Origin of the sequence: Paraburkholderia aspalathi, assembly GCF_905220735.1 — a bacterium.
GTDB lineage: Bacteria > Pseudomonadota > Gammaproteobacteria > Burkholderiales > Burkholderiaceae > Paraburkholderia > Paraburkholderia aspalathi.
In genome coordinates, this window is record NZ_CAJNBA010000003.1 from 319,058 (window position 1) to 335,617 (window position 16,560).

At 64.6% G+C, this 16,560-nt stretch carries 13 protein-coding genes; 3 read left to right on the forward strand and 10 right to left on the reverse strand.

All coding sequences use genetic code 11. From position 1 onward, the window contains the following. Positions 1 to 267 precede the first annotated feature (267 nt). Complete coding sequence (gene mdtD / locus KHO30_RS20285; protein WP_093635734.1) at positions 268 to 1,728, reverse strand: multidrug transporter subunit MdtD; 1,461 nt, start codon at positions 1,726 to 1,728, stop codon at positions 268 to 270. A 105-nt stretch (positions 1,729 to 1,833) separates the two neighbouring features. Beyond that, on the reverse strand, positions 1,834 to 3,252 hold the full coding sequence (locus KHO30_RS20290; protein WP_093635736.1) for an aminotransferase-like domain-containing protein: 1,419 nt from the start codon (positions 3,250 to 3,252) through the stop codon (positions 1,834 to 1,836). 214 nt (positions 3,253 to 3,466) lie between these two features. Here KHO30_RS20290 and KHO30_RS20295 point away from each other — a divergent pair, with 214 nt between their 5' ends. After that, positions 3,467 to 3,772: a DUF2917 domain-containing protein gene (locus KHO30_RS20295; protein WP_054043580.1), complete on the forward strand. Its 306-nt coding sequence runs from the start codon at positions 3,467 to 3,469 to the stop codon at positions 3,770 to 3,772. Between the two features lie 92 nt (positions 3,773 to 3,864). Here the strand turns inward: KHO30_RS20295 and KHO30_RS20300 are convergent, their stop codons facing one another. Next, on the reverse strand, positions 3,865 to 5,100 hold the full coding sequence (locus KHO30_RS20300) for a citrate/2-methylcitrate synthase (RefSeq protein WP_211702010.1): 1,236 nt from the start codon (positions 5,098 to 5,100) through the stop codon (positions 3,865 to 3,867). A gap of 125 nt (positions 5,101 to 5,225) precedes the next feature. On the opposite strand from KHO30_RS20300, the gene KHO30_RS20305 reads away from it, so the two are divergent. Beyond that, positions 5,226 to 6,626, forward strand: a complete 1,401-nt coding sequence (locus KHO30_RS20305; protein ID WP_244864095.1) for a CoA transferase — start codon at positions 5,226 to 5,228, stop codon at positions 6,624 to 6,626. Positions 6,627 to 6,662: 36 nt separating this feature from the next. On the opposite strand, the gene KHO30_RS20310 is transcribed toward KHO30_RS20305, so the two are convergent. Further along, positions 6,663 to 7,409 (reverse strand): GntR family transcriptional regulator, encoded by a 747-nt coding sequence (locus tag KHO30_RS20310; RefSeq protein ID WP_093635740.1) that lies wholly within the window; start codon positions 7,407 to 7,409, stop codon positions 6,663 to 6,665. Between the two features lie 204 nt (positions 7,410 to 7,613). Between KHO30_RS20310 and KHO30_RS20315 the strand changes: the two genes are divergently transcribed. Continuing rightward, complete coding sequence (locus KHO30_RS20315; protein ID WP_200617993.1) at positions 7,614 to 8,459, forward strand: aldo/keto reductase; 846 nt, start codon at positions 7,614 to 7,616, stop codon at positions 8,457 to 8,459. Between the two features lie 80 nt (positions 8,460 to 8,539). Here the strand turns inward: KHO30_RS20315 and KHO30_RS20320 are convergent, their stop codons facing one another. From KHO30_RS20320 to KHO30_RS20345, 6 genes are all read right to left on the reverse strand, one after another. Further along, entirely contained in the window at positions 8,540 to 9,022 is a 483-nt protein-coding gene (locus KHO30_RS20320) for a hypothetical protein (protein WP_211702014.1), read from the reverse strand. 319 nt (positions 9,023 to 9,341) lie between these two features. Further along, positions 9,342 to 10,298, reverse strand: a complete 957-nt coding sequence (locus KHO30_RS20325) for a hypothetical protein (RefSeq protein ID WP_211702016.1) — start codon at positions 10,296 to 10,298, stop codon at positions 9,342 to 9,344. A gap of 441 nt (positions 10,299 to 10,739) precedes the next feature. Continuing rightward, positions 10,740 to 12,911, reverse strand: coding sequence for an ABC transporter ATP-binding protein (locus tag KHO30_RS20330; protein WP_211702017.1), 2,172 nt, complete (start codon positions 12,909 to 12,911; stop codon positions 10,740 to 10,742). Beyond that, on the reverse strand, positions 12,908 to 13,786 hold the full coding sequence (locus KHO30_RS20335) for an ABC transporter permease (protein WP_154565861.1): 879 nt from the start codon (positions 13,784 to 13,786) through the stop codon (positions 12,908 to 12,910). The genes KHO30_RS20330 and KHO30_RS20335 overlap by 4 nt, the downstream gene beginning before the upstream one ends. Next, a complete protein-coding gene (locus KHO30_RS20340) occupies positions 13,783 to 14,793 on the reverse strand; it encodes an ABC transporter permease (protein WP_211702019.1) in 1,011 nt (336 codons plus the stop codon). Before KHO30_RS20340 ends, KHO30_RS20335 begins: the two co-directional genes overlap by 4 nt. Positions 14,794 to 14,884: 91 nt before the next feature. Beyond that, the gene (locus tag KHO30_RS20345) at positions 14,885 to 16,549 is read right to left on the reverse strand and encodes an ABC transporter substrate-binding protein (RefSeq protein WP_211702021.1); all 1,665 of its coding nucleotides are present in this window, start codon (positions 16,547 to 16,549) and stop codon (positions 14,885 to 14,887) included. Between the last annotated feature and the right edge of the window lie 11 nt (positions 16,550 to 16,560).

Here is a 16,560-nt window from a genome sequence, read left to right on the forward strand (position 1 = left end):
AAGTGGCGGCGCGCTTCTCATGCTCGGCACGAGTGGGCACGCGCAAAAATGTGAGTTTACAGGATAGGCGAGCAAGAACTATGCGCGTGCGGAAACACTCTGCGCGCGCCCGCTTGCCGCTGTCAGTACGGCGATTGTGCGCTAGCGCGGGCGCGAACGCGATGATTCGCACTTCGGTGGTGCGGCCCGCGCCCCTTTGCGGGTCGGCGACGGGGCGCGGCGGGTAGCGGCGGTTAGGGGCAACGCCACCGCAGCCTGGCGCAAAACTCAGGTCCGTTCCGAAGGATCGGTCTTTTTCGCGGGCGTGCGGATGTCCGGCGACAGTTGCGCGAAGATCCACGACGAGCCGGCGGTGATGATGCCGACACACAGGAACGTCGCATGGAAAGCGGGCAGCGAGTTGGCGGCCGTCACGCGCGGCAGGAGGCCGGTGAAGGTCGCGAGCAACGCGCCGGCAACGGTCACGCCGAGACTCATCGACAGCATCTGCACGAGCGAGAACAGGCTGTTGCCGCTGCTCGCGCCGCCGGTGCCGAGATCCTTGAGCGTCAGTGTGTTCATCGCGGTGAACTGCATCGAGTTGACCGCGCCGAAGAATGCCAGTTGCACGAGCCGCAGCCACAGCGGCTGGCTGGCTGAAGTGAGCGCGAAGCTTGCCATGGTCAGGCCCACCAGCACCGTATTGACGATCAGCACGCGCCGGTAGCTGTATTTGACAATCAGTGTGGTGACGAGGCGCTTGGCCGCCATGCCCGCAGCCGCCACCGGCAGCATCATCATGCCGGCTTCGAAGGCGCTATAGCCGAGACTCACCTGCAGGAGCAGAGGAATCAGATAAGGCATCGCGCCGCTGCCGATCCGCGCGAACAGATTGCCGAGCAACCCGACGCTGAAGGTGTGGATCTTGAACAGGTCGAGCGGGAAGATCGGTGCGGGCTCGCGTACGGCGTGCAAACCGTAGGCGACAAAGCAGGCGAGGCTCAGGATTAGCAGCACCAACACTGTGGCGTGCTGGATGCCGAACTCTGTGCGGCCGTCGAGCGCGAATGAGATTGCCACCATGCCGAAAATCAGCAGCAGATAGCCCTTCAGATCGAACTTGCCGGTATGCTCGTTGCGGCTATCCGGCATGAAGATGAAGGTGGCGATGCAACCCACGATCCCCACTGGCACGTTGATCAGAAAGATCCAGTGCCACGAAGCGATCTTCACGAGCCAGCCGCCGAGCGTCGGGCCGATCAGCGGTCCGATCAGTCCTGGAATCGCCACGAACGACAAAGCCGGCAAATAGCGTTCAGCCGGGAAGGTACGCAGCACCGCGAGCCGCCCGACCGGCAGCAGCATCGCCCCGCCCACACCTTGCACGATGCGGTAGATCACCAGTTGATTCAGGGTATGCGCGTTGGCGCACAGCAGCGAGCCGACCGCGAACACGAGGATCGCGCTGAAGAACACGCGCCGCGTGCCGAGTTTGTCGGCGAGCCAGCCGGACACTGGAATCATCACCGCCATCGTCAGCGAGTACGCGATCACCACCGATTGCATGCGCAACGGCAACTCGCCGAGGCTCGTCGCCATCGCGGGGAGCGCGGTGTTGACGATCGTGGAGTCGAGCGTCTGCATGAAGAAGCCGGTGGCGACGAGCCACAGCATCACGGTGAGCGAGCGGGCCGAGGGGCCCGAAGTGGCAGCGGGGGCGGAGGCGGGCAGAGTCGGCGGCGTGGACATGGAGGGCGGCTAGGCGCGCAGGGACGGGCTGGGACTCGCTATTCTAGGGAAAAGCGTGGCCCGGCGCAGCGGATATGCGCTCAGCGCGAAGACAAGATGATGAGGTCAGTCCGAGGGAGGCAACGCCACAGCAGCACGGAAAAACGCCTGCGCACGCGGGTCATTGCCGAACGCGGCGTGAATCCTGGTCCACGGGCTCATTTCCATGTTCGGCCGGAAATAGCTGCCAGGCGCCACGGTCACGCCGAGCGGTGCGCCGCATGCCACCAGCCGTTCGGCGTTACCGACGTGCGGCACGCGCGCCCACACGAACTTGCCGCCGACAGGCTTTTCGAACAGCTCCCAGCCGGCGTCTTCGAGTGTTTGAATGGTTGAGCCGAGCGCGTCGCGCATGCGGCGGCGTAGCCGTTCCAGATACTTGCGGTACGCGCCGCGCTCCAGCAACGTAGCGGCGACCGCTTCGGCAAAGCGTGAACCGCCGATGCTCGTCAGCATCTTGATGTCGACGAGATCCTTGATGATTGCGTGGCTCGCTACCACGCAGCCGATTCGCAACGACGACGATAGCGTCTTCGACAAACCGCCCACGTAGATCACGTGTTCGAGCTGGTCGAGGGTGGCGAGACGGTCAGTGACGTCGGACTGGAAGTCGGCGTAGATGTCGTCTTCAATGATCGTGAAACCGTGTTCGCGCGCCAGTTGCAGCAGCCGGAACGCCACCGGCGGCGCGACCGTGGTGCCGGTCGGATTGTGGAACACCGTGTTGATGAACATCAGCTTCGGGCGATTCACTTGCAACTGCGCCTGCAGCACATCGAGATCGGGACCGTTGCGGGTGCGCGGGATGCCGATCAGCTTCACGCCGTGCAGCTTCAGCAGACCGTTCAGGTTGTAGTAGCCGGGGTCCTCCACGAATATCGTGTCGCCGGCTTTGAGCATGTAGCGCATCAGTAGATCGAGTGCCTGGCTCGCGCCATTGGTGATCAGAATCTGCGAGGCGTCCGCCTGAATCCCCAATTGAGCAATACGGCCTTGCAGATGTTCACGCAAGGTCAGATTGCCGAGCGGGAGCGCGTAGTCGACCATGCTCGCGCTGTCGGTGCGCGACACATGGCGGATCGCCTGCGCGAGGCTCTCCGTGTCGCGCCACGCATCGGGAATGAAGCCGCTGCCGAGCTTGAGCGTCTCACTCTGGTAGTTGAACTGCTGGAGGATGTGCCCCGATTCGTCCTCGGCGCGGCGCGGGTCCGAGGTGCCCTGGCATTGCGCGCTTGGCGGCTGGCGGTCGGCGACATAGAAGCCCGAGCCGTGCCGCGAGTCGACGTAGCCGAGCGACACCAGCCGGTCGTAAGCCTCGATCACGGGAAACCGGCTCACGCCGTAGTCGGCGGCGAACTGGCGGATCGACGGCAGCTTGGAGCCGGGGTGAGCGGTGCGCGAACGAATCCAGGCGGTGACGCCCGTGACGATCTGTTCGGTGAGTGGTACGCCGGTTTCCCGATTGAGTTGGATTTCGAGTTTCATACGGTGCTTTTCCTTCGCCGGGCAACCAGGGTGTCGGCGCGCCGAGCTTTCGGTACGGCGTGCGCTGCACGTCCCTATGAAGCGCGATTGCCGTCAACTGTCCGTTTTTTCGACTGAACAGTTCCGATGAAAGTGTTCGGAACTGTGCATGGGTATCTGATGATCGCACGTCAATAATCAATACAACAGGAAAGTTCTTTGAAGGAGAACAGCGATGCGTGAAGTCCGGATTTTCGAAATGGAACATGACGAGCCTGCGGCGGCCTGGCGTGTCGCGCGTCCGTCGGTCTTCAAGGTGATCTCGGGTGAGATCTGGTTGACGGTCGAAGGCGAAAACGGCGATCACTGGCTGGCAACGGGGCAATCGATCGAGTTGCCGCGCGGTGCGCTGGCGTGGGTCAGCGCAGGGCGGGCCGGTGCGCGTTTCGCGCTGGCTAGCGGGTCGGAGCGCGCTGTAACACGGCCGTTGAGCGGTTCGCCGATGCTGAACTGGCTGCCGCGCTGGTTTGGTGTGGCGTGACGGAGTGAGGTGGCTGCGGCAATTGCTTCAGCCGCTGTAACGACTGCGGCTGATGCGGCCACGAATGTGCACCGCGTCTGCTGCGCGGCCGGTTAAGGCCGCGCCTCAATCTCCCCGATATAGCGCGCGCGTGGCCGGATCAACCGGCCGTCGCGCGTTTGCTCCATTGCGTGAGCAATCCAGCCGACCACCCTGCCGACCGCGAACAGCGTGAACGCGGCGCCGGCCGGCAGGCCGAGTACCCGTTCGATGCCCACGAGCGCGAAGTCGACGGTCGGCTCCGCGCCGGTCGTCTCGCGCACCGTGCGCGCGATTGCCTGCAGTTCGCCTAGCGGCGAACGGGCCGGCGCGCAGTCAGCGAGCATCTCGAGCAGCAGACGCGCGCGCGGATCGCCGTCCGGATAAAGCGGATGACCGAAGCCCGACAGCACCGGCCCATGCGCGCCGTGCTCGTGGCGGGCGAGCCGGTTCGCCAGATAGCGGTCGAGGTCGGGGGCGCGTGACGCTTCATCGAGCAGCGCGGCAATCCGTACCGTTTCGCCGCCATGTCGCGGGCCGGCCAATGCGGCCAGGCCGCCGGCCACGGCGCCGAACAGATGTGTTCCCGTCGACGTGATGCAGCGAACCGTGAAAGTCGACGCATTCAGTTCATGATCCGCGCAGGCCACCAACGCCGCGCGCAGCAGCCCCGCCTGCTGACGGTTGCGTATATTCCACGCCGACGCCAACTGCTTGTGCAGCGGTTCGTTCGACGGCGCCGCCGAGACCATCGCGGCGGCCAGCAAGCGCATGACCGCACAGGCGGTATCGAGTTGCGCGTCGCGGCCGAGCGCCCATACCCGCGGCATTTGCGCGGCGGCGGCCGGCAGCAGCACGAGCGCGCGGTCGAGCGGCGTGCTGTCGCTCCAGAGCTTGAGCCACGCGGCCCACTGCGCGGCGGCGAAGGGGACGGCCGGTGCATCGGCAATACGCCTTGCACTGCATTCCCACAACAACGCCGCGATATCCTCCAGGGATGCCGTGCGCGCCAGTTCCATGGCGTCGTGCCCGCGATACAGCAGGCGGCCGTCGGCCACCAGCGTGATCGACGATTCGAGCACCGGCACGCCCCAGTCCAACACCTTTTGCGCGACCTTGCCGGCGCGCTTGCCGTCTTCCTTGCGCCGGGCGAGCCGCCGCACTTCGCCAGCGTCGTAGAGCCGGTGCTTGCCTTGCGCATCCGGCGATGAGCTCAGCATGCCGCGGCTGACATACGCATACAGCGTAGGCAGGCTGATGCCGAGCGTAGCGGCGGCTTCGGCGGCGGTGAGGGAATTGGTGGGCGGCATGGAAACGCGTAGAAACCGAAGAAATCAATATATATTGATTATCATAATCAAGATTGATTGCAGCAAGGCGAAATTCTAGACTCGATTCACTTTCTTCCTGTCCCAACTCGAACGAGATGAACGACATGAGCACCACGACGCCTGAACTCGCACTCAAACATATCTGGATGACCGCGCAATGCGACCCGACTGCGCTGCACTCTGTCTCGCTTCCCGGCGCCGATCCAGGCTTGCCGTCGGTCTATCGGGTCGGCGCGTTGGCGCAGGCGACCATCGCCGCGAGCGGCCTTGCAGCTGCCGAATACCATCGCTTGCGCACGGGGCGCCGGCAACACGTCACCGTAGAGATGCGGCGCGCGCTGGCCTCGTTTCGCAGCGAGCGCTATCTGCGTATCGACGACGGTCCGCCCCCCGCTTTGCGCGATCCAGTGATGGGTTTCTACGCGACGCGCGACGGCCGCTGGATTCAACTGCACACAAACTTTCCGCATCATCTCGAAGGCGTGCTGAAGGTGCTCGGCTGCGCGAACGATCGCGCGGCGGTGGCCGAGGCGATTCGCGGCTGGGATGGCGCGACGCTTGACCAGACGCTCGCCGACGCCGGTTTGTGCGCGGCATTGATTCGCACGCCCGACGAGTGGGCTGCGCTCGATCAGGCGAAAGCGATTGCGGGGCTGCCCTTGTTCGAGATCGAGCGCATTGGCGATGCGCCGGTCGAGCCGCCGCGCGAGGCAGGCGCGGAGCGGCCGCTGGCGGGCGTGCGGGTGCTGGATTTGTCGCGCATCATTGCGGGGCCGGTGGCGGGACGCGCGCTCGCGCAGCATGGCGCCGAGGTCTTGATGGTCAACGGTCCGCACTTGCCGAACATTGCGCCGCTGGTGATCGACAATGGGCGCGGCAAGCGCTCGGCTGTGATCGATTTGCGCGATGCAACTGGCCGGGAAACGTTAAATGGCCTCGTTAGCGACGCCGACGTGTTTTTGCAGGCGTATCGGCCAGGGGCGCTCACGGCGCGCGGGTTCGGTCCCGAGGAACTGGCGCGAGTGCGGCCGGGGATCGTCTATGTCTCGGTTTGCGCTTATGGGCACAAAGGACCATGGGCTGCGCGGCGCGGCTTCGATAGTCTGGTGCAGTCCGCGAGTGGAATTGCTTTTACGGAGCGCGAGGCGGCGGGATGGGACGAGCCGAAGCATCTGCCTTGTCAGGCGTTGGATCACGCGACGGGATATCTGGCTGCGTTCGGCGCAATGGCCGCATTGGCGCGGCGAGCCACCGAAGGCGGAAGCTGGCACGTGAGGGTGTCGCTCGCGCAGACCGGACGGTGGTTGCAATCCTTCGGATTGCTTCCCGACGGCTGGAAGGCGCCCGACGTTTCGATCGACGATGTGCGGGATTGTCTGGGAAGCGTGCAGTCGGCGTTCGGGCGAGTGCTGGGCGTTCTACCGGCTGAGCGTCTTGAGGAGACGCCTGCGCGCTTTGACTTGCCGCCGGCTCGGATAGGGGCGCATGAGGCGAAATGGGCGTGAAGGCGTTGCGATTGCCCCGAAGGACAAACGCCGTACTTACTTCCTCAACTCCGCCACGAAATCATAGTAATCGTTGCGGCAGTAGGTATCGGTCAGCTCGATCGCCCGCTGATCCGCCGTGTACCCGACGCGCGTGATCAGCAACAGCGCCTCGTTAGGGGCAATGCTCATCTGCTGCGCGATCTCGTCGTTCGCGTTCACCGCGCGAAAATGCTGCAGCGCGCGCACAATCGTCAGTCCGCGATTTTCCAGGTACGTGTACAACGAATCGCCAATTGCCTGAGGATCGGGAATCACCGCGGCAGGGAAGGTGGAATTCTCCACCGCCATCACGATGCCGTCCGCGAGACGCAAACGGCGCAGCCGGGTTACGGCTGCCGCCGGCGACAAGCCCAGTTGAATCACCTCATCGCGGTTAGCGGGCGAAATTTCTCGCGACAACCACTTCGAACTCGGCGTAAAACCGCGTCGCCGAAGCATTTCGCTGAAACTCGACAGACGCGATAGCGGATCTTCATAGCGTGGCGTGATGAAGCTGCCCGCGCCTTGAGTGCGGCGGATCAATCCCTGTTCGACCAGCAGGGCAATGGCTTTGCGCGAGGTGATCCGCGATACGCCGAGCGCTTCGGACAGCACGCGCTCAGAGGGCAGCGCTTCGCCCGCGTTCCAACGGTTTTCGTGAATCGCACTGCCGAGCTTGCGAGCGAGTTGCAGATACAGCGGCGTGTCGTTTTCCGGGTCCGGGCGCAGGTCGCGCCAGCGGTCTTCCGAGGCAGAGGTCATGGGGCTCACGCAAGAAGGGCAAGCGGCAATTCTAAGACATCGGCGCGCTCCGTTATAGCGGGCTTTTGCCTGGTGCCCGATCCGATGCTCGTGCAACCGCTAAACTCGTCCCTACGATTTGCGTATCATGCACCGCGGATTCGCCTGCGCCGCCGCATCGACATGAACGCGTTGCCCTATGTTTAGCCACTTCGAGGAGAAAGCATGACGACCGATATCGCAAGCGTGAGCCTGCCCGACGGCGAGCGTATTCCGAAACTGGGGCAGGGCACCTGGGAGATGGGTGAACAGCCGGCGCGGCGTGCCTCGGAACTCGCCGCGCTGCGCTGCGGCATCGAATTGGGCATGACGCTGATCGACACGGCGGAAATGTACGGCGACGGCGCCACGGAATCGCTTCTCGGCGAAGCGCTGGCGGGGCTGCGCGATCAGGTCTTTCTCGTCAGCAAGGTGTATCCGCATAACGCCAGCCGGCGCGGCGTGATCGCGGCCTGCGAGCAGAGCCTCAAGCGCCTGAAAACCGATCGGCTCGATCTGTATCTGCTGCATTGGCGCGGCTCGGTGCCGCTCGCGGAAACCGTCCAGGCATTCGAGGCGTTACGCAGCGCGGGCAAGATTCGCCACTGGGGCGTCAGCAACTTCGATACCGACGATATGGAAGAGCTCGTCGCCACGCCGGGCGGCGAGGCGTGCGCGACAAATCAGATTCTCTACAACGTGGCGCGCCGTGGGCCGGAATTCGACCTGTTGCCGTGGCTTGCCGCGCGCAACATGCCGGGGATGGCATACAGTCCGGTCGATCATGCGCGCCTGCCGAAACGCTCGCCGCTCGACGATATTGCCGACGCACGCGGCGTCTCGGTGTTTCAGGTGGCGCTTGCGTGGGTCTTGCAAAAGCCCGGCGTGTTCGCAATTCCGAAAGCGGGCCGCGTCGAGCATGTGCGCGACAACTATCGGGCGTCGCAACTACAACTCGACGCGCACGAACTCGCTGCCATCGACACTTACTTCAAACCGCCGCGCAGCAAGCGGCCACTCGAAATGCTGTGAGCGCAGTAGCGGCCGTTGGCGGATTGCAGCCGGCCCTGGAGCCGGCGCTTATGGCGCTGCGGCTCGCTGCGCGGGCGTCATCAATTGCAACTGTGGTGCATGTGCACGGAACCCAGAACGGCGACTTCAGCGGGCGTGTGCTTGAGCGAGTCTTCGTTGACCTGGGCGGCGTCGGCAATGAATTCGTCGACGATCGACGACACCTGCGTATTGCGCAGACACAGCGAGACACGCTGCGTTTCGTTGGGCGGCAGCGACGCGCGCTGACCGAGGAACAGCACGCCGTACTGATAGCCGTGGATGATGCCGCGGATCGCGCCGACGCATTGACCTTGCGCGACGTTATCGTTTTTTAGCTTGCAGGTTTGCGCGAGCGAATAGGCGGAGAAGGTGGGATCGACCGGCGGGGCGGCTTGCGACAGGGTTTGCGGCTGTGGCTGAGCCGACGTAGCCGGTGTTTGCGCCGAAGTTTGCGCATTAGCGAGCGATGCGAGGCCCAGAGCGGCGACCATCAGCAGGCCGGTGGCCGTGCGCGCTATGGAGTGGGGGACGTTTCGTTGCATGTTGTGGTGCCCTGATATCGAACGTTGAATCTGATATGAGGCAATCGCTTCGGTTTGGTTCCGGTCACGCGCGACACGATCGATTGTTTTAGTTTTAAACGTGTGCAAGACCAGCAATTGCATGTCGACGCTTCGCGGCGGTGCGTGCCGTTTTGCCGGGCCGCCTGCGGATGCTGCCGACTTCGACCGGCTTCGGGCGGTGATGCTCGACCGGGGGATCGAGACATCACCGCCGCTGCCGGGGGACTGCGAACGGCATACGCATGTCGTTAGCGACGGGTAGGGCGCGGGGGCCCCCTACCCGGGAAACAGGCGACTGTCAGTGCCCGTTTCCTCCGCCATTGCCACCATTGCCGCCGCCACCCTTGCCTCCGTGACCGCCGCCGGAGCCTCCGCCAAAGCCGCCGCCGAACCCGCCACCGAAGCCTCCGCCAAAACCACCACCGGGGCCGCCTTTACCACCGCCGAACCCGCCGCCGGGGCCGCCACCGCAACCGCAGCCGCCGCTCCCGCTGCTGCCGCCACCGCTGCTGCCACCGCCGCTGCTGCCACCGCCGCTGCTGCCACCACCGCTGCTGCCACCGCCGCTGCTGCCACCGCCGCTGCTGCCACCGCCGCTGCTGCCACCACCGCTGCTGCCACCGCCGCTGCTGCCACCGCCGCTGCTGCCACCACCGCTGCTGCCACCACCGCTGCTGCCACCACCGCTGCTGCCACCGCCGCTGCTTCCGCCACCGCTGCTGCCACCGCCGCTGCTGCCACCGCCGCTGCTGCCGCCACCGCTGCTGCCGCCACCGCTGCTACCACCGCTGCTACCACCGCTGCTACTTCCACCGCCGCTACCGCTGCCGTTACCCTTGCCGCCGCCACTGCCCGAGCCCGCTGCGCCGCCGGCGCCATTACCGCTCGCACCTGCGCCACCGCTGCCAGCGCTCGCCGCGCCGTTGCCGCCGCGATGCTGCGTGCACCCGCCGATACTGGTGGTTGTGCAATCGCGCGGACTGAACACAATGGCTGCGTCGTCGGCAGCGGTCGGTTCATCAGGCGCGGTGCCAGTCGCCGCTGCGCCCGCCGCCGAACTGTCGTCCTGCACGCTTTGCGTCGCTGCGTGCGCGCCGCTTGCAGGCAGCGGTGCATCGGCAACCGTCATCAACTTGGGGACCGCATCCGTCGACGCCGAATACGCGACCTGGGTGATCAGCAAAGCTACGCCCGCCGCGATTGCCGTACTCCGTAGTACCCCGAAGTAGTACTGATTGAATTTTGTGGTTTTCATCACGTCTCTCCCGAGGGGACGCCGACACCTCGCTGCCGCCATCTCCCACGCTGAATCGCCGACGCCGGGCCTGTCTGAACGCGAGCCTCGCCGTCCCCCGAGTCTGTTTTGCGGATGCAAGTCAAACACCATCACTGTCTTCCCGGCGCCGTAGCCGGTTTGCTGACAAACGCTTGCGTGCGCTTCAGCCGATACCGTTCAAACGCGCTTCGTCACGTATCGCTTCTTGTCACTGCGATTCGCGTAAGCGGCGCTCTCAGGCTCTCTTCCGATCTCTTCTGGATTCGAATGTCTGGACAGTACTTAGCGATATCCATGCCACGGTCCGCAAAGCCTTGCGGCGACGGGCGTCGGATAGGGGTGTGCGATGGCCGCGAGGAAAAAACGCAGGAAAATGTTTCGATGATGAAACGCGTGGCCGGAAAGTCGCCTTATTGCGCGTTATTCGTTGCGCGCGGCGTTTTCCGGTGTGTTTTCCGAGCCGCTGCCGGAGACCTTGCCGGCGTTGTCGCGCGCGGCGAATTGCAGTACACGCAGGTCGTCGACGGGGATATGACAGCGGATGCGATGCGCGGACGGCTGACCCGCGTCACCGCTGCCGGCTTCGAGGAAGGGCGGGTCTTCCTGCTCGCAGATCGCTCCGAGTTTGCGCGGGCAGCGCGTGTGGAACACGCAACCGGACGGCGGCGATGCGGCGCTCGGCAGATCGCCGGACAGCCGTATGCGGGCGGTGTTGTCGTGGGCGTCGAGGGTCGGCACCGAAGACAGAAGCGCTTCGGTGTAGGGATGATGCGGTCCGCCGAAAACCGCGGCTGCCGGTCCGATCTCCAGCAGCCGGCCGAGGTACAGCACTGCGATGCGATCCGACAGATAGCGCACCACATGCAGGTCATGCGAGATGAACACGTAGCTCACGCCGCGCTCGCGTTGCAGATCGGCGAGCAGGTTGAGGATCGCGGCCTGCACGGAGACGTCGAGCGCGGACGTGGGTTCGTCGCAAACCACCACGCGCGGCTCACCGGCAAACGCGCGCGCGATCGCCACGCGCTGCTTGAGTCCGCCGGACAACTGACGCGTGCGCGAACCGAGATAGCGTTCGGGCAAACGCACGGCCGCTGTCAACGTAGCGAGCCGTTCGTCGATTGCAGCGCCGCGCAGCGCGGTGAGGCGCGACAACGCACGACCGATCAGCCGCTTCACCGAATGCGCGCGATTGAGCGCCGAGTCCGGATTCTGGAACACGATCTGCAGCGACTTGACCTGCTCGTCGTTGCGTCGCGTGACGCGCGCGGCGAGCGGTGTGCCGTCGAGTTCGAGCACGCTGCCCGCGTCCGGTGTGAGCAGGCCGAGCATCAGTTTCGCGAGCGTTGTCTTGCCGCTGCCGGATTCACCGACAAGGCCGAGCGTTTCGCCACTGGCGAGATCGATCGAGACGTTGTCGACCGCGCGCAGCGGAGCGCCGGATACGTGGAATGTCTTCGAGAGTTTTTCCGCGCGCAGCACGAGAGCAGGGCGCTCGCTCTCGCGCAACGCATCGCCATGCAGAGGCAGTCCTTCCGCGGACGCACGCGGCAGTTCGATTGCGCGTTCGTGGTAATGGCAGCGCGACATCTGATCGCCGTGTGCGGCACTCACGCGATAGGGCGGCGGTGCTTCACGACAGCAGCGGTCGTCGGCGAGCCGGCACCGGTCGGCGTAAATGCAGCCTTGCGTGACCGAGCCGGGCAAGGGCAAATTGCCCGCGATGGTGTCGAGCCGCTCGGTGTCCTTGCTGCGTCCCGTGGTCGGCAAACAGCGCAGCAGTCCAACCGTATAGGGATGACGTGGCCGCGCGAATACGTCCTGGGTGGCGCCTTCCTCGACCAGCTTGCCTGCGTACAGCACGCCGACGCGCTCGCACATCCGTCCGATCACCGCGAGGTTGTGGCTGATGAACAGCACCGCAGTGCCGAGTTCTTCGCGCAGTTGCGCCACGAGATCGAGCACTTCGGCTTCGACGGTGGCGTCGAGGCCGGTGGTCGGTTCGTCGAGAATCAGCAAGGCCGGATTTGAGGCGAGCGCCATCGCGATCACCACGCGTTGCTGCATGCCGCCCGACAACTGATGCGGATAGCTGTCCATCACGCGTTCGGGTGCAGCAATGCGCACCCGCTGCAGTATCTCGACCGTGCGCCGCACGGCTTCGTCGCGCGAGACGCCGGCGGCTTCGAAGGCTTCCGTGACTTGCCGTGCGATCGTCAGTGACGGATTCAACGCGCGGCCTGGGTCCTGATAGACCATCGAAATCGCGTTCGCGCGCATCGTGCGTAACGCGTCCGCGTCGAGCTTCTGCACGTCCTGGCCGGCGATGATGATCTTGCCGGCCTTCACCTTGCCGTTACGCGGCAGATAGCGCAGCGCCGCCATTGCGACCGTCGACTTGCCGCAGCCCGATTCGCCGACGAGGCCATAGGCTTCGCCGCGCCGCACGCGAAACGAGACGTCCTGCAGCACTTCACGATCGCGTCCGCGCATCCGGTACGTGACCGTCAGGCCGACGACGGTCAGCGCATCCGTGCGATCGCTCTTCGAGACGTCGAAGGCGGGGAACGAGGAGGGCGGCGGGCCGTTCATCGGTCGAGCACTCCTTGCACGCTATCGGCGATCAGATTTACGCCGACCACGAGCGAAGCGATGGCGCCGGCGGCGAACACCACGGTCCACCATGCGCCACCGGCCATCAGCGTGTACGACTCGGACAGCGCGAGCCCCCAATCGGCCGAAGGGGGTTGAATGCCGAAACCAAGAAACGACAGCGTGGCGACCGCGAAAATGGCATACCCGAGCCGCACGGTCGCCTCGACGATGATCGGCGGCAGCACGTTCGGCAGAATCTCGGCGAACATGATGTACGGCGCGCGTTCGCCACGCAGTTGCGCGGCGGCGACGTAGTCCAGATGCCGTTCGGCGAACACGGCGGCGCGTACCGTACGCGCGGTGATCGGCGTGAAGGTAATGCCAATGACGAGAATCACGGTGAAGTTCGATGCGCCGACCGCGGCCAGCGCGAGCAACGCGACGATCACGAGCGGCAGCGCGAGCACGGCGTCGATTGCGCGGCCCACGACGTTATCGACCCAGCCCTCGAAGTAACCGACGATCAATCCCAGCGCAGTGCCCGCGACCGTGCCAAGCAGGGTCGCCAAAGGCGCGATGGTCAGAATGTCGCGCGCGCCGACAATCACTCGAGAGAACACGTCACGGCCGAGTTGATCGGTGCCAAACCAATGCGTGCCATCGGGCGGCGTGAGCGAATTGAGCGGATCGGAGGCATACGGGTCGATTCGCACGATCCATTGCCCGGCGATGGCGCAAACGACCCACCATCCAACGATCAACACGCCGACCACGAACGTGGGCGAGCGCAGCAGCACGCGCAACTGGTCGAAGCGCGGTTCAGTAGCCGGGCGTGGCGCGGGCGGCGCGGCCGGCGGAACGATGGTGCTCATTCGGCGCTCCTCACTCGCAGTCGCGGATTGAGCAGGATATGCAGTGCATCGGCGGCGAGGTTGGCGACGGTGTAGATCACGCCGATCGTCAGCACGCCCGCTTCGAGCATCGGAAAATCCTTGGCCTTGGCGGCGTTGTAGATCAGCGAGCCGATACCTTGATAGTGGAACAGCGTCTCGACCACCACGAGGCCGCCGATCATATAGCCGAGCTGCGTGGCGGCGACGGTGATGGTCGGGAGCAGCGCGTTGCGCAACACGTGCCGCCAGATCACGGTACGGCGCGGCAAGCCTTTGAGAATCGCGGTGCGGGTGTAGTCCGCATCGAGCGCTTCCACGGTGCCCGCGCGCGCCATTCTCGCGATGTAGCCGAAGAACACCAGCACCAGCGGCAGCACCGGCAGAATCAGATGCCGCAATTGTTCGAGCGCGTTCGCTTCGGGCGGATACGACGCTTCGATCGGCAACCAACGCAGCCACACGCCGAACACCAGAATCAGCACGATCGACGAGACGAACTCCGGCACCACGGTCGCCGACAAACCGGCGATGCTGATGGTGCGATCGAGCCAGCGTCCCGCGTGCATGGCCGACCAGACACCGCCCGCAATGCCGAGCGGCACGACGACGATAAACGCGAGCAGACCGAGCTTGGCCGAATGCGCCAGGGCGTCGGCGATAAACGGCGCAACCGGTTCACGGTACGCATAGGAGAGTCCCATGTCGCCGCGCACGAAATGCGAGATCCACCCGACGTATTGCGTCATGAGCGGCCGGTCCGCGCCGAGCTGATGATTGAGCGCGGCGACCGCGCGCGCATCGGCGAGCGGCCCGAGCACCGCGCGGCCAATATCGCCAGGCAGCAACTGGCCGCCCGCGAACACAATCACGGACAGCAGCCACAGCGTAATCAGCGACAAACCGACCCGCGTCGCCAGAAATCGCGCGACACGGCCGGCGTTGCCGCTGGGGACCGGAGAGGCGGAAGGGGTCACCGTGGTCGACATTGTGATCTCCTGCCGAAGAAGTGCCGTGCGCTCATACGGTCAACGGTTCTAGTGTTCACCGGCTTTCGCGTTCACCGCTTTTGCATCCACATCACGCGCTCAACACCGCGCGGTCGAAATAGAGTTGCGCGAGCGCGGTAAAGCGCACGCCGTTCACACCCTTGCGCATCGCGATCAACTGATCGTAAAAGAACGGAATGATCACGGGCGTTTCATCGAGCAGCAGCGTCTGGATCTGCCCAGAGATTTTCTTCTGCGTGCCGAGGTCGACTGCCGCGACGAACTGCGCGACCAGTTGATCGTACTGCGGGTTCTTGAAGTGCGCGGCGTTCCACGTGCCCGTGCTGGTGAGCGGCGCGTTCAGAAACACGTTCGGCACGCCGCGATGACCGTAGTCGGTGATGCCGAGCGGCGAGTCGAGCCAATCCGATTTGCCCGGTGTGCCCGCGCCGTAGTACAGCGACTGACTCTCCACCTTCAGATTGATGCGCACGCCGATCGCCTTCGCTGCGTTCTGCACAACCACCGCGAGATCGGGAATCTCCATGTACTTCTCGGTGGTCAGCGTGACGTCGAAGCCGTTCGGCACACCCGCTTGCGCAAGCAGTTGCTTCGCCTTCGCGATGTCGATCTTGCGTTGCGCGACGCCTGCATCGGAAGACGGAAATACCGGTGCGAACGGGCTGTCGTTGCCGATCTGCGCACGGCCCTTGAACAGCCCTCGCACCAGCACGTCGCGATCGAGCGATAACGCCAGCGCCTGGCGCACGCGCTTGTCCTTGAACAGCGGGTTGTCGTTGCGCATATGAATCTGGCGATGCGCGCTCGACTTCACGCCGATTGCCTTGTAGTCCGGATTGTTCAGAATACCGGCGCCGCCCTGCACAGTGAACGTGCCCATTACATCGGCCTGATGGCCTTGCAGCGCGAGCATTTGCGCCTGTTCGTCGGCGTAGAACGAGAACTGTACGCGTTGCGGTAACGCTTTGTCGCCCCAGTAGTCCGGATTGCGCACGAACGAGGCGCCGACCTTCGCCTGATACTTTTCGAGCTTGAACGGACCGGTGCCGATGAAGCTCTTTTCATAACCACCCGCATAGTTCGCGGGCAGGATCACGGCGTTGAAATTGTCCGAGGAAACGTAGTACGGGAAGTTGCCGTTCGGTGCATCGAGATGGAAGGCGACCGTGTGCTCGTCGACGACCTTTGCACCGCCTTTCGACAGCACGCCTTTCAACACCGAGAGCGCTGCCGAACCGCTTGCCGGATCGGCGAGGCGATCGAAGGTGGCGACGACGTCTTTGGCGGTGAACGCCTGGCCGTCGTGGAATTTGACGTTCGGGCGCAGCGCGAAGGTCCACACGTCGCCCTTGTCGTTCGCCTTCCACGACAAGGCGAGCGCCGGCTTCAGCATGAGTTTTTCGCCGTCGTCGTCGATCAGGAACTCGCCGGTCTGGTTCAGCAGCGCGAGGCTCGCGGCATCGTTCACGGTGAGCGGATCGACGGCGCCGGCCGGCGTCAGATGGGCCACGCGGATTGTCTGGTTAGACGGACTCGCTGCGCCTTGCGCACGGGCTCGCGGCGTATTCAGCACGCCGCCGCCAGCCAGCGACAAACCGATCACGCTCGCATAGCGCAGCAGATCGCGGCGCGTGATGCGGCCGGCGATGAATTCGTCGATAGCGTGATTGCCGTAGGCGTCGGCGGTGCGGCGGGCTAGGTCGAGTTCGAGAAATCGGTCCGCGGGAGTCTTCATCGATGGAGTGT